The sequence below is a fragment of the Streptomyces sp. NPDC047315 genome (genome assembly GCF_040643215.1).
GTDB lineage: Bacteria > Actinomycetota > Actinomycetes > Streptomycetales > Streptomycetaceae > Streptomyces.
Map to the genome: position 1 here is coordinate 104,807 of NZ_JBEYTZ010000012.1, position 17,946 is coordinate 122,752.

The following is a 17,946-nucleotide window of genomic DNA, read 5'->3' on the forward strand; positions in this document are numbered from 1 at the left end:
GCCGACCGCCGTCGGACCGTGGCCGGGCGCTGCCACCCCGCCTACACTCCGCACCATGCTGCGCGCACTGGCCGTCGACGACGAGGAACCCGCCCTGGCGGAACTGCTCTACCTGCTGCGCTCCGACCCGCGGATCACCCGCGCCGAAGGAGCCACCGACGCCACCGACGCACTGCGCCGCATCACCCGCGCCCTCGACGTCGGACCCGACGGCGACGACGGCATCGACGTCGTCTTCCTCGACATCCACATGGCCGGGCTCACCGGACTCGACGTGGCCAAACTGCTCGCCCGCTTCGCCCGCCCCCCGCTGATCGTGTTCGTCACCGCCCACGAGGGCTTCGCCGTCCAGGCGTTCGACCTGAAGGCGGTCGACTACGTCCTCAAGCCGGTGCGCCGGGAGCGGCTGGCGGAAGCCGTCCGTCGGGTGCGCGACCAGGTCGCCGCCACCGCCCGCGAACCGCGCACGACCGAACTGCCGCAGGGCCCCGCCGCCCCGCCCCCGCCCGGCCCCGTCCAGAGCAGCACCGGGCAGATCCCCGTCGAACTGGGCGGCGTCACCCGCTTCATCCCGATCGACTCCATCGCCTACGTCGAAGCGCAGGGCGACTACGCCCGGCTGCACACCGCCGAAGGCAGCCACCTGGTCCGCATCCCGCTGTCCACCCTGGAGGAGCGCTGGGCCTCCCGGGGCTTCGTCCGCATCCACCGCAGCCACCTCGTCGCCCTGGACCGGATCGACGAGCTGCGCCTGGACGGCGGCGCCACCACCGTGCGGGTCGGCTCGGCCGAGCTGGCCGTCAGCCGTCGGCACGCCCGCCAGCTCAGGGAGTTGCTGGTGCGCAGGGCCCACGGCTGAGCCATCGCCCCCGCGGCGGGGCCCAACCGTTCGCCGGACGCCGCCGACCGTTCGTCGTCCCGTACGTCCGTCCGGCGATCCGCCGACCCCGCCCACCGAGCGAAGGCCCCCGGCCCCCCGCCGCGCACTCCGAGCACGCCTAGCCTTGATCGCAGAGCGAAGGGGTCTGATGTCCGACATCGAAGCACTGCTCAAGGAGCTGCGGGGCCTGCCGGACGCCCCGGCCGTCAGCGCCCACGAGGTCCACGCACTGCTCACCGCGGTCAAGAGCGCGGCCGGGCGCTGGGCCGACGTGCTGTACGGGGTCCAGGAGTCGGCCCGCGGATTCGTCGGTCCGCGCGCGGACGCCGCACTCGAAGTCGCCTTCCGCAGGGCCGAGGAGTCCTACGTCGAACTGGAGATCGCCCTGCGGGACCTGAACGACACCAGCCCGCGCCGCTGACGGCCGCCACCCGCCGTCCGCCGCTCGCGCCGACGTCTACCGTCGGTAATCCCACCTGCGTAGACTCCGTGGCCCCACGACCGACCGAGCCCGTGGCGGCTCACCCGACGAGGCGAGGAAGCGGACGACGATGTCTGCAGAGCAGCGGCCCCGCCGCGAGGTGGTCACCGGGGTGCCCCGGGGCACCCGCCGCGCGCCCGGGCACGCACCCGCCCGGTCCGAGATCACCGAACAGACCACCCTCGGCGCCACCTACGTCCGCTCCCTGATGCGCAGCCAACTGCGCTCCGCGCTCTACGCACTGGGCACCCTCGCCCTGCTCGTCGGCACCCTCCCGCTGCTCTTCGCCCTCCCGGCCGCCTTCGACGGCGACTCGCTGTCGCCCCAGCCCTTCGTGTGGGCCGCGCTCGGCGTCGCCGTCCACCCCGTGATGTGGCTGACCGCCCGCTGGTACGTGCGCCGGGCCGAGCGCAACGAACGGGACTTCACCCGCCTCGTGGAAGGCCGCTGACCGTGACTCCACGCTCCCAGGCCCCCGCCGACCCCCTCATATCCAGCACCGCCGAAGGGCACGTCGGCCACCGCCCGAACGGGGCCCGGTGAACCAGACGTACGCGGTGACGGCCGTGACCGTCGTCGTCCTCGCCACCCTCCTCATCGGCGGGCTCGGACTGCGGATCTCCCGCACCACCTCGGACTTCTACGTCGCCTCCCGCACCGTCGGCCCGCGTCTGAACGCCGCCGCCATCAGCGGCGAGTACCTATCCGCCGCCTCCTTCCTCGGCATCGCCGGCCTGGTGCTCCTGCAGGGACCGGACATGCTCTGGTACCCGGTCGGCTACACCGCGGGTTACCTGGTGCTGCTGGTGCTGGTCGCCGCCCCGCTGCGGCGCTCCGGCGCGTACACCCTCTCCGACTTCGCCGAGGCGCGACTGGAGTCCGCCGCCGTGCGCCGACTGGCCTCGCTCTTCGTCGTCGGCATCGGCTGGCTGTACCTGCTGCCCCAACTCCAGGGCGCCGGACTCACGCTGGAGATCCTCACCGGCGCCCCGAACTGGGTCGGCGGGGTGGTGGTCGCCGTCGTCGTCACCGGCGCCGTCGCGGCCGGCGGGATGCGCAGCATCACCTTCGTCCAGGCGTTCCAGTACTGGCTGAAACTGACCGCGCTGCTCGTGCCCGCGCTGTTCCTGATCGCGGCCTGGGCCTCGGCGGACGCGCCCCGCGCACGCTTCGACGCCCCCGCCGTGCTGCGTGAGCACACCACCGTGAAGGTCGCCGACACCGTACGGATCGAACTGGCGAAGCCCCTGCACCTCACCGTCGACGGCACCGTGGACGGCACCGCGTACGCCGACGAGCACGTCACCCTGGACGAGGGCGCGCACAAGGTCACCGCGGGCACCAGCCTGACCCTGCCCGCCGGCGCCGAGGTCCCCGAGCGGACCACCACCGGATCCGACCCGGCGAGTTGGTCCCAACCCCTGTCCGGCGGACGCGACGGCTACCACCTGTACGCCACCTACGGGCTGATCCTCGCCACCTTCCTCGGCACCATGGGCCTGCCCCACGTCGCCGTCCGCTTCTACACCAGCCCCGACGGGCGCGCCGCGCGCCGCACCACCCTCGTCGTCCTCGGACTCGTCGGCGCCTTCTACCTCCTGCCACCCGTGTACGGTGCGCTCGGCCGCATCTACGCGCCCGAACTCTCCCTCACCGGCCAGGCGGACGCCGCGGTGCTCGTGCTGCCGGAGCGGGTCGTCGGCGGGGTCGCCGGGGACCTGCTCGGCGCGCTGCTCGCCGGCGGCGCCTTCGCCGCCTTCCTGTCCACCGCCTCCGGGCTGACGATGTCCGTCGCCGGGGTGATCTCGCAGGACGTGCTGCCGTCCCGGGGCGTGCGGTACTTCAGGCTCGCCACCGTCCTCGCGATGGTCGTCCCCCTGGCGGTGAGCGTGGTGGCCACCAACGTGCCCGTCGCCGACGCCGTCGGACTGGCCTTCGCCGTCTCCGCGTCCTCGTTCTGCCCGCTGCTCGTCCTCGGCATCTGGTGGCGCCGGCTGACCCCGCCGGGCGCGGCGGCGGGCCTGGTCGTCGGCGGCGGCTCGGCGCTCACCGCCGTGATGGCCACCCGCGCCGGGCTCCCGCCCGAGGGCTGGGCCCACACCCTGATGGCCTGGCCCGCGGTCTGGTCGGTGCCCCTGGGCTTCCTCACCATGGTCCTGGTGTCGCTCGCCACCGCGCGGCACGTGCCCGCGAACACCACCGCGATCCTCGCCCGGCTGCACCTGCCGGAGGACCTGGCCGGCGGCCGGCCGCAGCCGCACCCCGAAGCGCCGCACGCACCCGAGGGCCCCGCCGCAGCAGAGGGAGACCAACGATGACCGGTACGGGATTGGCGGCGCTGGCCGCCGCCGGGGCCGTCCTCCTCGTCGCGGGCGTCGCCCTGGGCCGACTGACCGCCGGCCGCCGCCCCACCGCCGACCTCGACCTCGGCACGCCCGTGGAGCGCGCCACCTTCCACACCCTGCACACCGCCTCCCTCGCCGCGCCCCCGCTGCGGGCCGGGCTCACCGAGGACACCGCGCGCAAGGCCGCCCGCCGACTGCGCTCCCTGCTCGGGACGGAGGCGCTGTGCCTGACCGACCGGGAGAAGGTGCTGGCCTGGGACGGGTCGGGCGGGGACCACCACGAACAGCGGGTGATGGCCCGCGTCGGGGCGGTGCTGGACTCGGGCCGCAGCCAGAGCATCGAGACCCGCTGCGAAGACCTGGAGTGCCCACTGAGGTGGGCCGTGATCGCCCCGCTCACCGGCGACCAGGGGGTGCTCGGGGCGCTGGTGGCGTACGGCTCCCGGGAGTCGGCCGTGCTGGTGCGGGCGGCGACCGAAGTGGCGCGCTGGGTGTCCGTACAGCTGGAACTCGCGGAGCTCGACCGCTCCCGCACCCGGCTGATCGAGGCCGAGATCCGGGCCCTGCGCGCCCAGATCTCACCGCACTTCATCTTCAACTCGCTCGCCGCGATCGCCTCGTTCGTCCGCACGGACCCCGAGCGGGCGCGGGAACTGCTGCTGGAGTTCGCCGACTTCACCCGCTACTCGTTCAGACGCCACGGCGAGTTCACCACGCTCGCCGACGAACTGCGCTCCATCGAGCAGTACCTCGCCCTGGCCGGTGCCCGCTTCGGCCGACGGCTGAAGGTCACCCTCCAGGTCGCACCGGAAGTGCTGCCGGTGGCGCTGCCCTTCCTCTGTCTCCAGCCGCTGGTGGAGAACGCGGTCAAGCACGGTCTTGAGGACTCCACGGGCCAGCGACGGATCACGATCGCGGCGCAGGACGCGGGCGCGGAGGCGGTGGTGACCATCGAAGACGACGGCGTCGGCATGGACCCGGACGAACTGCGCCGCATCCTGGCGGGGGAGCGCACCGCATCGTCCGGCATCGGCCTGTCCAACGTGGACGAGCGGCTGCGCCAGGTGTACGGGGACGACCACGGACTGGTCATCGAGACCGGGGTCGGCGCCGGAATGAAGATCACGGTCCGGGTGCCCAAGTACCGGGCCGGGGTGCACTCGTCACCCGGCCGCAGGGCGCCGTGACCGCACGCCGGCGGCATCGGGTCCGGCGGGCGGGCCGCCCGTGCGCGGGCGCCCGGGAAGCGGCGAGAGCCGAAACCGCGGGGTCAGAAGAGATGGATCGCCAGATGGCTGAGCGGCAGCCCGAGCTGCCAGGCCGGGGTCCACGACCGGGTGTCCTCGTCCACGGTCCGGGGCGCGTCCGAGGAGCGCCGGGGCCCCTCGTCGCCGAGGTCGGTGGCGAGCAGTTCGGTCTGCCGCAGCCAGCGCCAGGACTCCCGGGCCAGGGCGAGGTCGGGCCCCGCCGGTCCGCCGGCCTCCCGCGCGCGTTCCTCGCGCGTCGCCAACTGCTCGCCCACCCACGCGGCCCAGGGGTGGTCGTACGAGGTGAGGTTCAGCCACTCCTCGATCCGCGCCACCGCCTGCACCCCGGCCACCTCGTCGGCGCCGTCGCAGAGGTACACCGTCAGCGCCAGCGTCTGGCGACCGGCGCGGTACTCCAACGTGCCGACGTCGACGAGGTCGCCGGTGCGCAACACCTCGTCCGCGATGTACTCGGCGCATAGCCACGCCATGGGGATGGCCAGCGCCTCTCCGCTGGTGCCGTTCGTACGTTCGGGCTGCACCCTTCCCACCTTCTTCCGGGCGACCTTCTCTTGACTCGGAGACGAGCCTCCTCCGAGTAGCACGGCTGGGGACGGGTCTTTACTCAACTTCACCGTGATATTGAGAAATCGACGCCGTCAGCCGCCCTGACCAGCATCGCCGTCGGCTCCACCCCAGGAAATGGGAAACAACTGGGAAACCGTGCGCCGGGCCGGAGTAGGCCCCCTCAGCCCTTGGACCGTACATGCTGCACAGTCCTCTTGACGGTCCTTTCCGAAACCTCCGGCCGTACCCGGCGCACCTCAGCCAAGACGTCTCTCCACCCTTCGACACCCGATGCTATTGCCGCACGTACCAGCGACGCGATGGACAGACGCACGGCACCAGGCGATGGTGGATCACACTCCACGTCGCCGAGCCCCTCCCACCGTTTCTGTAGTGCATCCATGACAGCCCGCTCCATCGGCACCGTCACACTGCTGTATGTCCCCTCGACGCCGGGAACCTCGTGCCCCATCCTCGTCTCCACCGTGAACCGAGCATGACCGTCCTCGTCGAGCCAGGACTTGTGGCCATGACGGATCAGGTACAGACGCCGCCCCTGGAACGAGGGGACGGCCTCTATTGCCGGGCGCTGCCCCCGTGGGCCGTTCAAGGCGTCGCAGCCGTCGGCGATTGGGCGCCAGTACACCTTGCTGAATGCGATCCTGCCGAGGCATCCCCCCTCAGGAGCAGGGAACACCCAGGACTGCTCATGCGATTCGAGGAGCTTCTCCAAAAGTTGGGCCAGAAACGGGGGGATGACGAGGGTTCGCTTCGACCCGTATTTAGGCGGGAAGAAGAGCAGTTTGCCGTCCTCGTATTGGACTTGCTGCTCCACACGGATCGCCGGCATCAGTTCGCTGCCGCGTCCGTACCGAACCACGTCCTCGTCGTACCGATCCTCTTCGTCGGGATCATTTCGAGGGTCGGAAGCGGGCCAGTTCGGGTAGCAGTACTCGCGTGTGAGACCGAAGAGCTCAGCCGGGCGCATACCTGTCAGCGCCATCGTCCAGATGAACACGTAGCCGGCATAGCCCCAGCGCGCGTTGGCGTTCAGCGCCAACTGGTTCACCGCGGTGGCAGTCATATCCTTCTTGCGCTCACGCGGCTTCTTCGTGTACTTCCCTCGACGCCGTTGACGCTCCACGGGGGACGTCTTACACAGGCCGGCAGCAGCAGCGTCGTCCATGACCATTCCGAAGACCATCCAGATGTTCTGGATGCTGCTCTTACGTAGCCCGGAGTTGTTCAGGTGCTTCCTGAACGCCCGAGTGCTGATGAGGTCGACGTCTGCAACTGTCTTGTTCTCGTACCTCGGGCGAATGTGCTTGTTAATGATCGACTTATAGTTCCGAAGGGAGAGGTGGGCAAGGTCGATCGACTCCAACCAATCGTCCAACCAGTCCGTCATGAGCGTCGAGCCGTCACGGTTACTGACGTGGGTGCCGTGCCGAATCTCATACATCTGGTCTTGGCCGTAGGTGAACGCCTCATCCTCGTCGGTGAAGCCACCCCTCGACTCGAAGCGCCTCTTCCCGCTGGCCAGGTACTCGCCGGTCCACCACTTCACGCGACAGGTACCGCCGCGCCATTCCACATAGACGTGCTGATGCTGATGCGCAGGAATGTGTGCCTCCTTTGAAGGGGCGCGGTGCCCGGCAGGTACCCCTACCGCCGGGCGTCCGCGTCGGGCTCAGTCGCCTCGGCCGATTCGGCACAGGCGGCAGTCGCCGCATTCTCCTCCCAAGCCCCTCACCAGTTCCCGCATGATGTCCCGATCTCGGCTGTCGGGTTGAGACTGCTGCTGGCGAGGGACCGCGCAGACGATCCCGTCATCGATCTTGATGGCCTGGCCATGGAACCCGAGCCCGTAGTCGACCGTGAGCGCGCCTTTGTACAGCATTGGCCCCCCTACCTCGGTTGTTCGGGAGCCTCCAAGGGTTCTACCGACTCTGCCATGAACGTGCCCAGTTGGGACCCGTCGTGCCCAAAGAGGGCGAAGAATTTTCGCCAGGCATGGATGGGGATGGCTGAAGTCAGCAGGGTTGTAGGGCGGCTGGTGAAGTTTAGGTCAAATCAGGCCGTGCTTACGGAAGTCTTCGACGATGCGCTCGCTGAGTTCGCGGATCTGCTCCGCGTTGAGGTCTGTCGTGGCGACCGCTACCAGTTGGACTCGCTCACGTGCCTGCTGGTCCACCTTCTCCATTGCTTCCGGGTCGACTGCCGCGATGGTGGCGGTGCTGTCCGTGGTGGCGGCGCGGATGGGGATGGGGTCGCGGCCTTCCATGATGCCGACGCAGCCGCCGGTGGCCCATTGCAAGAGCCTGTCGATCTTGGTGTAGCTGGTGAGGTGGACGCTGAACCCGGCTTCGACGCGCTGCCAGGTCTTCTTTGACGTGCCGCCCTGCTGGGCGTTGACGTCGTTCAGGGCGAGACCGAGCTCGTGCCGGCGGCGCTTCGCTGCCGTGGCGAGGGTCTGGCGCTGCTGCTCGTCGTAGGGGGTGGCCATACCCCTCATCTTGGCAGGACTGGCCGGGACCACCTAGGACTAGCCCCCGATTGGGCCGAAAGTCACCCCAAGATACCCCCAGGTCACGGCCGTGATTGTCACTCGGCTGTCCATTTGTGGGCACAGTGTGGGTAGTTCAGGGGTAGACATGGGTGGAGGGTGTGGGTAGTGTCTGGGTATGCAAGAAGCCCTCACCACCTTCGAGGTGAAGGGGACGGCCATATGCGACACGCGCAAGCAAGCCGGACTCGACGTGCGAACCCTGGCCGAACAGATCGGCTGCACCCCTAGCTACCTGCGGAAACTCGAACGAGGAGACCGCAACCGCATGAGCCCTCGCTTGTACGTCCGCCTCCGTGCCGCCCTCGCAGCCACCGACGAAGACCTCCTCGCCGACAGCGAGGAACCCACGTGAAAGGACACGCCGTGGCTACCGACAGGCCCGTGGACGAGCCGGTTGACGAGCTGGAGCAGGAGGCGGTCGAGCCGAAGAAGTTCGTCGACCAGCCGAAGAGGCCCGAAGACCTGAATTCCCCCTACTTCACCCTCCGCGAGGCCGCCTGGCTCCGCAGGTGCAGCGTCAAGACGGTCCGACGCCGCATCAAGGACGGGACCCTCCCGCACAGCCGCCGCCGCAACTCGGAGGGCAAGCCCACCGGACGGATCCTCGTCAGCCGCGAGGACCTCGACCACCTCTACGACGCCGACCGTGTCGGCGCCGCCCCGGCCCCGCGCCGAGGACGCGCTCGAAGCGCACCGCAGCGCGCCGCCTGACCGCATAGGTCGGGGCCGCTGCAGACCCTGTCCGGTCCGCGCGACCCCTGCGCATCACCCCATCCGATCGAACACCCGATCAAGACAGGAGGAGACGCATGTCTCCATCGTCTCAGACCTCTGCCGTCGTCTCGACGGCTCCGCAGTCGCCGCAGCCGCCGTTGGTCCTCGTGGCGCTGGCCGCGTACGACGGCGCGTCCGGTGACGTGCGCGCCGACGTGCTCGCGCTGGCCGGCCCGTACCTGGAGCAGGTCGACGGCCGCCGCCGGCCGCTCGGCTACGACCACGGCCGCACGCTGGCCGGCCCGGTGGCTCTCATCGACGCGTACCGGATGCGCGGCGCCGAGTTGGTGAGCCTGCTGGGGCTCCAGCTCGGCGCGGACGACGCGCCGTTCGTGCTCCCGGAGGTGGCCCGCGCGATCGTCGCCGCCGCCGAGGCGCCGGTGGAGGCGCTGACCGCCCGCGCCACGGTGACGGGGCAGCCGGCCGCGATCGCGCTGCTGCACCTGATCGACGGCCGGCGCACGGTCCGCGTGTCGCTGCCGACGCGGCGCGCGACGACGCTGCCGCAGGTCCTCCGCAGCGCAGCGCGCATCATCGCCCGCCAGGGCCACTGGCCCTACGACTACGTCCCGGACGCGTTCGACCGGGAGATGACGCAGCCGCACGCGTTGCGGCCGATGAGCATCGTGGCCGCGCTGAAGTGCGCGGTGACGGGCGACCCGCACCGGGACTCGCTGCTCGCGGACGAGGCGATCGCCACGTTGGCGCTGCGGCTGGAGGTCGACGGCGAGGGCCCGCACTTCCGGGACGACGTGTTCCGCCTGGAGGGCCACATCGAGGCGTGGGAGCAGATCCCTGCGCGTACTGCGGCGTCGGTGGTGGCGGTCCTGGAGGCTGCCGGGGACGCCACGGAGGTGGCGTCGTGAGCGCCCGGGACGTTGAGCGGGCGCGCGCCGTCGCCGAGTTGGGTGCGCTGCCGGTGCCGCTCGGGCACGCCGAGCCGGCCGAGTCACCGCAGCGCACGTCGTTCGAGGCGCGGTTGGAGGAGTACCTCGGGCGTCCCGTGGTGCGCCGGTCGTGCTGCGGAAGTGAGCGGGCGCTGGCGGAGATCGCGGTTGGTCTGCGTGACGAGGTGGCCCGGCTGCGGGCTGCGCTCGACCAGGCTGAGGACGATCGGACGGGCGCCTGCCTGGCCCGGTGGGAAGAGGAGCAGGACAACCAGCGGCTGCGGCTGGCGCACAAGTCGGCGGTGGCGCGGGGTGTCCGGCTGCGGGAGCAGTGCGCGACGTTGGCGGCGCAGGTCGCCGGCGTGGACCGGCTGCTGGAGGACGTGCAGCCCTGGGCTGACGCGGCGGACCGAACCGCCGGGCTGAAGGCGAAGCCGGCCGGGTTGAGCGCGGAGGACTGGAACGAGCGGTACCCGGTGGGGACCCGCGTCCACGCCTACCCCGGGACGCGGGACGACGCGCCGCTGAAGACGCGGACCCGGAGCGTCGCGTGGACGCTCGGGCACGGTGCGGCGGTCGTGATGGTCGAGGGGCACTCGGCAGGCATCAGGCTGACCCACGTGGACCCCGAGGCGGGTGACCTGCCGTGATCGTGCTCTTGCTGCTCGCCGTGGTGGTGCTGTCCCTCGTCGACATCGTCGCGATCGACCGGCTGCCCGCCCGCCCGTGGGCGTCCCGTGGGGTGTTGTCGCGCCCCGCGCTGGACACGTGCTCCTGCGGCCGGTTGCTGCCCTCGTCCCTTTCCCGCTGCTCGGACTGCCCGGGAGGCACCCGATGACCGGACCCGATCACTACCGCGAGGCCGAGGCGCACCTGGCGTCCGCCAGCCGCAACGCCCTCAGAGGCGACGACCCCGGGCACGCGCTCGCTGCCGCGCAGGTGCACGCCACCCTGGCTCTCGCCGCAGCGACCGCGCTCATCGACGAGAAGCCCCGCAGCGGTTCGTTCGACGCGTACCGCGAGTGGGAGGCCGTGGCCACGGCTGTCGAGGAGGCGCCCGGTGCGTGACGACGACCTCGACGAGACGCCCGACGCGGCTCAGATCGCCATGGAGCAGGACGGCTACAGCCGCTACGGCGCCTGGCGCCCCGACGCGCCCGCGCCCACCACCACGACGACCACGACCGGAGGCACCACCCGATGACCACCCACCGCATCGTCGTCGTCGACGTCGACCGCGACGGCTGGACCGATGGGCTCCAGCTCAGCATCTCCCGCCTCGACGAGCAGGGGGCCGGGGACGGGTACCGGCTGGCCGGCCCCAAGTACAACGGCAGCAGCAGCAACCTGCTGCGGGCCGAGTTGACCGAGCACGACGCGGCCCAGATCCGCAGCTACCTGGACGGCGCTTTCCCACAGGCCGCACCAGACCACGCCGAGGTGCGCGCCGCCACGCTTCGGGAGGCCGCGGCAGCGGTCGAGTCCGGCATCCCGCTGCTGCTGAACACGGCGATCGGAGCCGAAGCCAAGGGCACCATGACGGGCACCCTCGAAGGACTGGCCGACCGGCTGCGCGCCATGGCCACCGAGGCCAGCCCGGCGCCCGCCGTCGTGCCCTGCGGCCGGTCACTGGCCACCGGCCAGCCGTGCCCCGACCACCAGCCGACCGCCGCGCAGGGCGGTGCCCGATGAGCGCCCGCGACGAGATCCGCGCCGAGCGGGACGCCGAGATCACCGCCTGGCTGGGCAAGAAGGCCCGCGAATACCGCTCGACCACGTCCCGCCAGCACGCCCTTCAGGCCGACGCTCTCGACATCATGGCGTCGAAGATCTCCCGAGGCGCCGTCCGCGACAACAACACCGCGACACTCCCCAGCGACGAGCCGCTAATCGTCGACCGGTTCGACACGGCGATCGAGCCCGCGCCGGAGGATGACCCGCTCCTCACCATCTGCGCCATCGCAGCCGGGGGACGCCCGGTCGCGCTCCTCCTCGACGAGGAGACCCGGGCCAAGGTCGCCAGGTGGTGCACGCCGTACCCTCGCCCGCTCCTGACCGCAGCCGAGCGCCGCATCCTCGCCTTCGCCCTCGACCTCGCCTTCAACCAGATGGTGTCGGACGACGAGTTCACCGAAGAGGACCACGCCGCGCTGAACTCCCTCGGCGCCCTGACCACCCCGCCGGTGGGTGCCGTGCCCGACCCGGAGTGCGGTATCTGCCGGGGCACCGGCGACACCTCGGCGACCTACGTCGGGCCGTCTGAGCTGCACCCCGGGATCGTCGAGTGCTCGTGCTGGGACCCCACTGCCGAGCCGGTGACCATCCCGCCCGAGGTTGCGGAGCACGTCCTGTGGCACGAGTACCGCGACCCCGCCGGCTACCCGCCCGGGGGCTACCTCCGCCAGCTGCTCACCGCTTGGTCGTACGCGGACGACGAGCACTCCCGCCGGCTCGCAGCCGCGTACCCCGCGTACGGCGCCGCCCGCGACCTGGCCGCCGCCCCCGACGGCCGCGACCGGCTGCGGCAGATCTCCGCCGCCGCAGCGCAGGGCGGTGACGCCGCATGAGCGCCGTGCGCACCGTCGCCGCTGTCGCTGCCTACGCCACGACTATCGGCACCGCGAACTGGCTGACCTCCCGCTACGGCCTCATCCCTATCGGGTTCGGGCTCACCGCGACCGCGGGCACTCTCGCCGCGGGGGCAGCGTTCCTGGCCCGGGACTGGGTGCAGGACACGTGCGGTCGAGTGTGGGCCGTGGCAGGGATCGCGGCCGGCACGATGCTGACCGCGGTCACCGCGCCCGCGCTGGCTGTCGCCTCGGCAACCGCGTTCCTCGTTGCCGAAGCAGCGGACATGGCCGTCTACACGCCGCTGCGGTCCCGCGGTTGGGCTGGGGCTGTGTTGGCGTCCGGTGCCGTGGGTGCGGTGGTGGACACCCTGCTGTTCCTGTGGCTGGCCGGGTTCTCCGTCTCGGTGCCGGTGGTCGGTGGGCAGCTCGTCGGCAAGGTCGTGTGGGCCACCGTCCTTCCGACCGTGGCGGTGCTCTCGGTGAGGGGGGTGCGTCGTGTTGTACCTCGGCACTCCCTCGGGGCCTGACGTGCGGGCCGCTATGTCCGCCGGGTTGATCGGCTGTATGACGACTCCGGCGCAGGGCAACCGGATCCCCGACGGCGCGTGGTTCGCGTGCGACAACGGCAAGTTCGGCAAGGGCTGGCCCGGCGCCGACGCGTGGTTCGCGTGGCTGGAGCGCACCGTTACCCGCTACGGGCCTGACCGCTGTTTGTGGGCCGTGGCCCCCGACGTGCCGTTCGACGCGGCGGGCACGCTGGCCGAGTCCGCGCCGTGGCTGCCCCGCATCCAGGCCCTGGGGGTCCCGGCCGCGTTCGCTGCGCAGGACGGATGCGACGCCCTCGGCATCCCCTGGGACCACATCGACGTGCTGTTCCTCGCCGGGTCCACCGAGTGGAAGACCGGCCCGGTCGCTGAACGCCTGGCGCGGGAGGCCCGTGAGCGCGGCAAGGGCGTCCACATGGGGCGCGTGAACTCGCTGGTCCGGCTGCGCACCGCTGAGTGGTTCGGCTGCGACAGCTGCGACGGGACCTACCTGGCGTTCGGCCCGGACAAGAACCTGGCCCGCCTGGCCGACTGGCTCGGCGAACTCCACCACACCCCGTCCCTCTTCGGGAGGTCCGCATGACGAACACCGCGCTGGCCGGGGCTTCGGCCCCGGCCGCCGGGCCCGCGCTTCGGCCCCGCGTCGCCCAACTCCTCGCCGCGATCCGCGCCGACGGCGGCCAGTGGTCCACCGGCCGCGTCCAGACCTGGCGGCGCAACACCGGCAGCCCGGACACGCAGCGGGGCACCGCACGGCGGGACCTCGAACACCTCGCCCGCCTCGGGCACCTCGACACCCGCGGCCCGCACAACGGGCGCTACTACACCAGGAGGGGCGCTCGATGACGACCATCGCACCGCCCGAGGTGACGCCCGGCGTGTACGACATCCCCGCCGAGACCTACCACGCCGACCCGATCCCCGGCGGCAGCCTGTCCTCGACCGGCGCCCGCCGACTCCTCGACTGCCCAGCGAAGTTCCGATACCTCCTCGATCACCCCGAACCGTACAAGCCCGCGCTGGAGTTCGGCACCGCAGCACACACCGTGCTCCTCGGCGACGGGCCCGAACTGGTCGTCGTCGACGGCGACCGCTGGGACACCAACGAGATCAAAGCCAAGGTCCGTGAGATCCGGGCCGCCGGGAACATCCCGCTGAAGAAGGCCGCAAAGCAGAAGATCGACGACATGGCCGCAGCGCTCGCCGCCGAGCCGGAGGCCGCCGAACTGTTCGCCCCCGGCTCGGGGGCGGCCGAGCAGTCCCTGTTCTGGCCCGACCCGCAGTACGGAGTGTGGCGACGAGCGCGGCTGGACTGGCTCCGCCCGGATCAGATCGTCGACTACAAGACCGTGCGGTCGGCCCGACCTGCGGACCTGGCGAAGGCGTTCTGGGAGCACGGCTACTACCAGCAGCAGGAGTGGTACCGGGACGGCGCCGCCGAACTCGGGCTCCTCGACCGCGACGTGCCGATGACCTTCGTCTGCCAGGAGAAGGAACCGCCGTACGTCGTCACCGTCGTCGAGTTGGACTTCTTCTTCGCCGAAGCCGGACGCCACCGCAACGCCCAGGCCCTCGACCGCTACGTCCACTGCCGGGAGACCGGCGACTGGCCCGGCTACGCCACCGGCACGACCTACCTCTCGATGCCCCCGTGGGCCGAACGACAGCTTCAGGAGAACCTGTGAACCAGCAACTCCCTCCGCCCACCCACATCGGCCGCCGCCCCGCCGCTGACGAGTTCGATGACGCCCCGTTCACGTTCCGGCCCGCGACCAAGGACAAGGCCAAGGCTCGTATCGCAGTCCAGGGCGTCTCGGGGTCCGGGAAGACCTGGACCAGCCTCTCGATCGCCCACGGCCTCGCCGGAGACGCGCCGTTCGCCGTCATCGACACCGAACGCGGCGCAGCCTCCCTGTACGTCGGCATCAACGGCGTCCGCTTCGACACCCTCCAGATGCACCGCTACGACCCGCGCGACCTGGTCAAAGCCCTCGCCGCAGCGGCGCAGCGCGAGTACCCGGTCATCGTCGTCGACTCCCTCTCCCACTTCTGGAAGGGCACCGACGGCACCCTCCAGCAGGTCGACAAAGCCAAGTCCCGCTATGGCGGGAACTCCTTCGCCGGATGGAAGGAGGGCACCCCGATGCAGAACGACATGATCGACGCCCTCCTGGCCTATCCCGGGCACGTCGTCGTCACCATGCGCTCCCACACCGAGTGGGTCCTTCAGGAAAACGACCGGGGTCGCAAAGAGCCCGTCGCCATGGGGATGCGCGCCGAGCAGCGCAAGGGCGTGGAGTACGAGTTCGGCCTGGTCTGCTCGATGGACATCGACAACACGCTCACCGTGCTGAAGTCCCGCTGCCCGGCGCTCCACCGCAAGGTCATCACCTCGCCGTCCGGTGCGATGGACATCGCGAAGCCGCTCCTCGACTGGCTCAACGACGGCGCCACCCCGGCCGACCCAGCCGCGTACATCGACCGTGCCTTGGACCCGCAGGCCACCTACCAGGGGCTTCTCGGTCTGTACGCGGAGGTCGAATCTCGGGGCCTGATCGCAACCCCGCTGCTCCATCCGGGCACGGGGGCGCCGGCCAGCCTCGGCGACTACATCAAGGAGCGCGGTAGCGCTCTCAAACAGGCCACCGGAGGCGCGTGATGTGGGCCCGCCGCGGCGCCCGCCCCACCTAAACCCCTTCATACCCCCCACGCCACCCTCGCTCAACCCCGTGCCTGGAGGTGCCCATGCCCCGCCACCCCGCCGCCGAACGCCCCGTCGGACGCGCCGCCGCCGCCCTGACCGTCGCCGAACGCCTCGCCGCCGCCAAGAAGGACACCCTGCTCACCGAACTGGCCGATCAGTCGTCGTGGGACAGGTTCCTCGTCGAACGGGCGATCTTCGCGGTCGCGACGACCCGGTCCGAGTTCACCGCCAACGACCTCCGCGAACTGCTGCCCGAGATGGGCCACGGCTTCCTCGGCGCCGCCATAGGAGCCCTCAACCACGGCGGCGTCATCACCGGCACCGGCCGCCTTGTGCCCTCCACCAGCCCCGGCACCAAAGGCCACGGCATCCACGTGTGGACCCTCACCGCAAAGGGCCGCCGCATCCACAAGAAGCGCACCGACCGCCGCACCGCGGCCAACACCGGAAGGAACCCGCGATGAGCCGCCGCAATCTGGAGTGGATGGACGAGGCCGTCTGCGCCACCGTCGACCCCGACCTGTGGTTCCCCGAGTTGGGATCCAGCCACAAGCCGGCGCGCAGCATCTGCGCCACCTGCCCCGTCCAAGCCGAATGTGCCGCAGCAGCCCAACGCTTCGAAGGCGGGCTCGGCGCCGGCGTCCGGCACGGCACCTGGGGCGGTCAAACCCACCGCACCCGAGCCAAGATCGCAAAGCGGGCAGCGGCATGACCGGACGGCAAGCAAACCTCCCCCATCACGGCACCTACAGTCGCTACTCCGCACACGGTTGCCGCTGCCCGCGATGCCGTTCCGCAGGTCGCTCGTACCGGCTCCGCCGCAGCTACGACAACATCAACGGCCGGTACCGCCGTATCGACGCCACGCAACCGCGCGTCCACGCCGAACAGCTGGCCGCCCGCGGCTGGACCCAAGCCCAGATCGGTGCAGCGGCCGGCGTAGCTGAGTCATCTGTAGGTGGACTGCTGTCCAGGCACCGGGTCACGGTGAGCAGGCGGACGGCTGCCTCGATCCTCGCGATCCGTCTCGATTCGGTACCACCGGTTCCGCGGCACATGGTCGCCGCGACCGGGAGCCGACGCCGTCTTCAAGCCCTCACGACCATCGGGTGGCCCATCGCGGCCGTAGGCCGCCGGATCGGAGTCGACCCCTCCGGTCTCACGCAGTTGGCTGCCGGTCGACGCACCCTGATCCAGGCCACTACCGCTGCCGCGATCGCGCGGGTCTACCGGCAGATGTCGGTCACGCCCGCCCCACCGTCCTGGGAGGCCGACCGGGCTCGCCGCCACGCCCAATCCCACGGCTGGCACGGGCCCATGGCATGGGCAGACATCGACGACCCATCCTGCCAGCCCGACACCGTCTGCCCAGTCGCCCGCACGGGCCTGCACGCCGACGACGTCGCCGAACTAGCCGCGCTAGGTCTCGACGACGACGAGATCGGTCGACGCCTGGGCGTGTCCTCGCGAACGGTGCTTCGAGCGCGCACAGCGCACGGCATCCAGACAGCGGTAGCCGCCTGACCGCGCATCTGACTCTTCGCCCGGCCGGCCACAAGCCCTACGCCGAAGCCGCTCTTCGTGAGCAGGCCGCCGACACCGCCGCCGCCTACCAGAACGGACACATCGCGTGAACTCCTGGCACCACGCCCAGAGCAGCGCCCGCAAGTGGGGAAGAAGGTCGGCGCCGTCTACGAGGGCCCCGACGAGGCCCGATACCAGCGCTGCAAGGAACTCGAAGGCGCCATCGAAGGCGGCCAGTTCGAACACGTCCTCCTCGACGCCTTCGGCGACCACGCCCGCGTGACCGTCCGCCGCGACGGCATCCAGGTCGAGTCCTACAGCCACGACTGACCGCGCCCCTGCACTCCGTCCGGGGCGGCCGGCCCCGCGCCCCGCCCCGGACGTGAACCACCACGAGCAGCAAAAAGCCCCGCCGAAGCAGGGCCAGACAAGAGGAGGAGACGGGTGTCAGGCTTCCCGCTTCAAGCCTTCGCGGTACCGAGCCAGGTCAGCCATCAGGTTCTCCCGGGTCTGCTCTATGGCGGTCTCGTCGATCAGCAGCCGCACCGCCTCGGCCGTCAGCCGGTCCTCCACTGCCTGTTCGTAGAAGTCCGTCGGTACGACGTACGCGCTACGGCGACCGCGCTCGGTGAAGGCAGCCGGGCGCCCGCCGTAGCGGACGTCGCGCAGGAGCTGGGTGAGGTTCGCGCGGGCGTCGGTCATGGACACCTCGGCAACACCGTCATCTGCGGTCTGAATGCCCTGGTCAGCAGCCATGGCCAGAGTGTAAGTCATTGCCAATCCTTCCATTCTTTCCAATCTTTAAAGTATTGTGGCAGGTGTGAACCGGCACCGCCAGACGCAACCGCCGCCG

26 protein-coding genes are annotated in these 17,946 nt (G+C 70.9%); 22 read left to right on the forward strand and 4 right to left on the reverse strand.

Going from position 1 to position 17,946, the window contains the following annotated elements:
- The first annotated feature begins 55 nt into the window (after positions 1-55).
- From ABZ842_RS16280 to ABZ842_RS16300, 5 genes are all read left to right on the forward strand, one after another.
- Positions 56-859 carry a LytTR family DNA-binding domain-containing protein gene (locus ABZ842_RS16280; protein ID WP_361537327.1) on the forward strand — a complete coding sequence of 268 codons (804 nt, stop codon included), beginning with the start codon at positions 56-58 and terminating at the stop codon, positions 857-859.
- A 169-nt stretch (positions 860-1,028) separates the two neighbouring features.
- Complete coding sequence (locus ABZ842_RS16285; RefSeq protein WP_361537328.1) at positions 1,029-1,301, forward strand: hypothetical protein; 273 nt, start codon at positions 1,029-1,031, stop codon at positions 1,299-1,301.
- A gap of 130 nt (positions 1,302-1,431) precedes the next feature.
- Positions 1,432-1,812 carry a hypothetical protein gene (locus ABZ842_RS16290; RefSeq protein ID WP_361537329.1) on the forward strand — a complete coding sequence of 127 codons (381 nt, stop codon included), beginning with the start codon at positions 1,432-1,434 and terminating at the stop codon, positions 1,810-1,812.
- 88 nt (positions 1,813-1,900) lie between these two features.
- Positions 1,901-3,679, forward strand: coding sequence for a cation acetate symporter (locus ABZ842_RS16295; protein ID WP_361537330.1), 1,779 nt, complete (start codon positions 1,901-1,903; stop codon positions 3,677-3,679).
- Positions 3,676-4,893, forward strand: coding sequence for a histidine kinase (locus ABZ842_RS16300; RefSeq protein WP_361537331.1), 1,218 nt, complete (start codon positions 3,676-3,678; stop codon positions 4,891-4,893). The genes ABZ842_RS16295 and ABZ842_RS16300 overlap by 4 nt, the downstream gene beginning before the upstream one ends.
- An 83-nt stretch (positions 4,894-4,976) precedes the next feature.
- On the opposite strand, the gene ABZ842_RS16305 is transcribed toward ABZ842_RS16300, so the two are convergent.
- The 3 genes from ABZ842_RS16305 to ABZ842_RS16315 all read right to left on the reverse strand — a co-directional run bounded on the left by ABZ842_RS16305 (position 4,977) and on the right by ABZ842_RS16315 (position 8,026).
- Positions 4,977-5,444 (reverse strand): hypothetical protein, encoded by a 468-nt coding sequence (locus ABZ842_RS16305; protein WP_361537501.1) that lies wholly within the window; start codon positions 5,442-5,444, stop codon positions 4,977-4,979.
- A 257-nt stretch (positions 5,445-5,701) separates the two neighbouring features.
- The gene (locus ABZ842_RS16310; RefSeq protein WP_361537332.1) at positions 5,702-7,087 is read right to left on the reverse strand and encodes an integrase; all 1,386 of its coding nucleotides are present in this window, start codon (positions 7,085-7,087) and stop codon (positions 5,702-5,704) included.
- A 501-nt stretch (positions 7,088-7,588) separates the two neighbouring features.
- Entirely contained in the window at positions 7,589-8,026 is a 438-nt protein-coding gene (locus tag ABZ842_RS16315; RefSeq protein ID WP_361537333.1) for a hypothetical protein, read from the reverse strand.
- Positions 8,027-8,204: 178 nt separating this feature from the next.
- Between ABZ842_RS16315 and ABZ842_RS16320 the strand changes: the two genes are divergently transcribed.
- From ABZ842_RS16320 to ABZ842_RS16400, 17 genes are all read left to right on the forward strand, one after another.
- On the forward strand, positions 8,205-8,441 hold the full coding sequence (locus ABZ842_RS16320; RefSeq protein ID WP_361537334.1) for a helix-turn-helix transcriptional regulator: 237 nt from the start codon (positions 8,205-8,207) through the stop codon (positions 8,439-8,441).
- Positions 8,442-8,452: 11 nt separating this feature from the next.
- A complete protein-coding gene (locus tag ABZ842_RS16325; RefSeq protein WP_361537335.1) occupies positions 8,453-8,800 on the forward strand; it encodes a helix-turn-helix domain-containing protein in 348 nt (115 codons plus the stop codon).
- 98 nt (positions 8,801-8,898) lie between these two features.
- Complete coding sequence (locus tag ABZ842_RS16330; RefSeq protein WP_361537336.1) at positions 8,899-9,729, forward strand: hypothetical protein; 831 nt, start codon at positions 8,899-8,901, stop codon at positions 9,727-9,729.
- Entirely contained in the window at positions 9,726-10,400 is a 675-nt protein-coding gene (locus tag ABZ842_RS16335; protein ID WP_361537337.1) for a hypothetical protein, read from the forward strand. Before ABZ842_RS16330 ends, ABZ842_RS16335 begins: the two co-directional genes overlap by 4 nt.
- Positions 10,397-10,588: a hypothetical protein gene (locus tag ABZ842_RS16340; RefSeq protein WP_361537338.1), complete on the forward strand. Its 192-nt coding sequence runs from the start codon at positions 10,397-10,399 to the stop codon at positions 10,586-10,588. The genes ABZ842_RS16335 and ABZ842_RS16340 overlap by 4 nt, the downstream gene beginning before the upstream one ends.
- A complete protein-coding gene (locus ABZ842_RS16345) occupies positions 10,585-10,818 on the forward strand; it encodes a hypothetical protein (RefSeq protein WP_361537339.1) in 234 nt (77 codons plus the stop codon). Before ABZ842_RS16340 ends, ABZ842_RS16345 begins: the two co-directional genes overlap by 4 nt.
- A complete protein-coding gene (locus tag ABZ842_RS16350; protein ID WP_361537340.1) occupies positions 10,811-10,954 on the forward strand; it encodes a hypothetical protein in 144 nt (47 codons plus the stop codon). Before ABZ842_RS16345 ends, ABZ842_RS16350 begins: the two co-directional genes overlap by 8 nt.
- Positions 10,951-11,442 carry a hypothetical protein gene (locus tag ABZ842_RS16355; protein ID WP_361537341.1) on the forward strand — a complete coding sequence of 164 codons (492 nt, stop codon included), beginning with the start codon at positions 10,951-10,953 and terminating at the stop codon, positions 11,440-11,442. The genes ABZ842_RS16350 and ABZ842_RS16355 overlap by 4 nt, the downstream gene beginning before the upstream one ends.
- Entirely contained in the window at positions 11,439-12,317 is an 879-nt protein-coding gene (locus ABZ842_RS16360; protein WP_361537342.1) for a hypothetical protein, read from the forward strand. Before ABZ842_RS16355 ends, ABZ842_RS16360 begins: the two co-directional genes overlap by 4 nt.
- A complete protein-coding gene (locus ABZ842_RS16365; RefSeq protein ID WP_361537343.1) occupies positions 12,314-12,847 on the forward strand; it encodes a VUT family protein in 534 nt (177 codons plus the stop codon). Before ABZ842_RS16360 ends, ABZ842_RS16365 begins: the two co-directional genes overlap by 4 nt.
- A 37-nt stretch (positions 12,848-12,884) precedes the next feature.
- The gene (locus ABZ842_RS16370; RefSeq protein WP_361537344.1) at positions 12,885-13,448 is read left to right on the forward strand and encodes a hypothetical protein; all 564 of its coding nucleotides are present in this window, start codon (positions 12,885-12,887) and stop codon (positions 13,446-13,448) included.
- Complete coding sequence (locus tag ABZ842_RS16375; protein ID WP_361537345.1) at positions 13,445-13,711, forward strand: hypothetical protein; 267 nt, start codon at positions 13,445-13,447, stop codon at positions 13,709-13,711. Before ABZ842_RS16370 ends, ABZ842_RS16375 begins: the two co-directional genes overlap by 4 nt.
- On the forward strand, positions 13,708-14,550 hold the full coding sequence (locus ABZ842_RS16380) for a PD-(D/E)XK nuclease-like domain-containing protein (RefSeq protein WP_361537346.1): 843 nt from the start codon (positions 13,708-13,710) through the stop codon (positions 14,548-14,550). The genes ABZ842_RS16375 and ABZ842_RS16380 overlap by 4 nt, the downstream gene beginning before the upstream one ends.
- Entirely contained in the window at positions 14,547-15,524 is a 978-nt protein-coding gene (locus tag ABZ842_RS16385) for an ATP-binding protein (protein ID WP_361537347.1), read from the forward strand. The genes ABZ842_RS16380 and ABZ842_RS16385 overlap by 4 nt, the downstream gene beginning before the upstream one ends.
- An 86-nt stretch (positions 15,525-15,610) precedes the next feature.
- Complete coding sequence (locus ABZ842_RS16390; RefSeq protein ID WP_361537348.1) at positions 15,611-16,033, forward strand: hypothetical protein; 423 nt, start codon at positions 15,611-15,613, stop codon at positions 16,031-16,033.
- Positions 16,030-16,281, forward strand: a complete 252-nt coding sequence (locus tag ABZ842_RS16395; protein ID WP_361537349.1) for a WhiB family transcriptional regulator — start codon at positions 16,030-16,032, stop codon at positions 16,279-16,281. The genes ABZ842_RS16390 and ABZ842_RS16395 overlap by 4 nt, the downstream gene beginning before the upstream one ends.
- Positions 16,282-17,237: 956 nt before the next feature.
- Positions 17,238-17,423: a hypothetical protein gene (locus ABZ842_RS16400; RefSeq protein WP_361537350.1), complete on the forward strand. Its 186-nt coding sequence runs from the start codon at positions 17,238-17,240 to the stop codon at positions 17,421-17,423.
- Between the two features lie 117 nt (positions 17,424-17,540).
- Here the strand turns inward: ABZ842_RS16400 and ABZ842_RS16405 are convergent, their stop codons facing one another.
- Complete coding sequence (locus ABZ842_RS16405) at positions 17,541-17,849, reverse strand: type II toxin-antitoxin system prevent-host-death family antitoxin (RefSeq protein WP_361537351.1); 309 nt, start codon at positions 17,847-17,849, stop codon at positions 17,541-17,543.
- Positions 17,850-17,946: the final 97 nt, after the last annotated feature.

Bases quoted from the DNA above. Each gene is read 5' to 3' on its own strand.
- ABZ842_RS16330 (WP_361537336.1), top strand. From the start codon at position 8,899: ATGTCTCCATCGTCTCAGACCTCTGCCGTCGTCTCGACGGCTCCGCAG.
- ABZ842_RS16280 (WP_361537327.1), top strand. From the start codon at position 56: ATGCTGCGCGCACTGGCCGTCGACGACGAGGAACCCGCCCTGGCGGAA.
- ABZ842_RS16345 (WP_361537339.1), top strand. From the start codon at position 10,585: ATGACCGGACCCGATCACTACCGCGAGGCCGAGGCGCACCTGGCGTCC.
- ABZ842_RS16305 (WP_361537501.1), bottom strand. From the start codon at position 5,444: ATGGCGTGGCTATGCGCCGAGTACATCGCGGACGAGGTGTTGCGCACC.
- ABZ842_RS16390 (WP_361537348.1), top strand. From the start codon at position 15,611: ATGCCCCGCCACCCCGCCGCCGAACGCCCCGTCGGACGCGCCGCCGCC.
- ABZ842_RS16300 (WP_361537331.1), top strand. From the start codon at position 3,676: ATGACCGGTACGGGATTGGCGGCGCTGGCCGCCGCCGGGGCCGTCCTC.
- ABZ842_RS16290 (WP_361537329.1), top strand. From the start codon at position 1,432: ATGTCTGCAGAGCAGCGGCCCCGCCGCGAGGTGGTCACCGGGGTGCCC.
- ABZ842_RS16370 (WP_361537344.1), top strand. From the start codon at position 12,885: ATGACGACTCCGGCGCAGGGCAACCGGATCCCCGACGGCGCGTGGTTC.
- ABZ842_RS16365 (WP_361537343.1), top strand. From the start codon at position 12,314: ATGAGCGCCGTGCGCACCGTCGCCGCTGTCGCTGCCTACGCCACGACT.
- ABZ842_RS16360 (WP_361537342.1), top strand. From the start codon at position 11,439: ATGAGCGCCCGCGACGAGATCCGCGCCGAGCGGGACGCCGAGATCACC.
- ABZ842_RS16375 (WP_361537345.1), top strand. From the start codon at position 13,445: ATGACGAACACCGCGCTGGCCGGGGCTTCGGCCCCGGCCGCCGGGCCC.
- ABZ842_RS16315 (WP_361537333.1), bottom strand. From the start codon at position 8,026: ATGGCCACCCCCTACGACGAGCAGCAGCGCCAGACCCTCGCCACGGCA.
- ABZ842_RS16320 (WP_361537334.1), top strand. From the start codon at position 8,205: ATGCAAGAAGCCCTCACCACCTTCGAGGTGAAGGGGACGGCCATATGC.
- ABZ842_RS16285 (WP_361537328.1), top strand. From the start codon at position 1,029: ATGTCCGACATCGAAGCACTGCTCAAGGAGCTGCGGGGCCTGCCGGAC.
- ABZ842_RS16355 (WP_361537341.1), top strand. From the start codon at position 10,951: ATGACCACCCACCGCATCGTCGTCGTCGACGTCGACCGCGACGGCTGG.
- ABZ842_RS16395 (WP_361537349.1), top strand. From the start codon at position 16,030: ATGAGCCGCCGCAATCTGGAGTGGATGGACGAGGCCGTCTGCGCCACC.
- ABZ842_RS16380 (WP_361537346.1), top strand. From the start codon at position 13,708: ATGACGACCATCGCACCGCCCGAGGTGACGCCCGGCGTGTACGACATC.
- ABZ842_RS16405 (WP_361537351.1), bottom strand. From the start codon at position 17,849: ATGGCTGCTGACCAGGGCATTCAGACCGCAGATGACGGTGTTGCCGAG.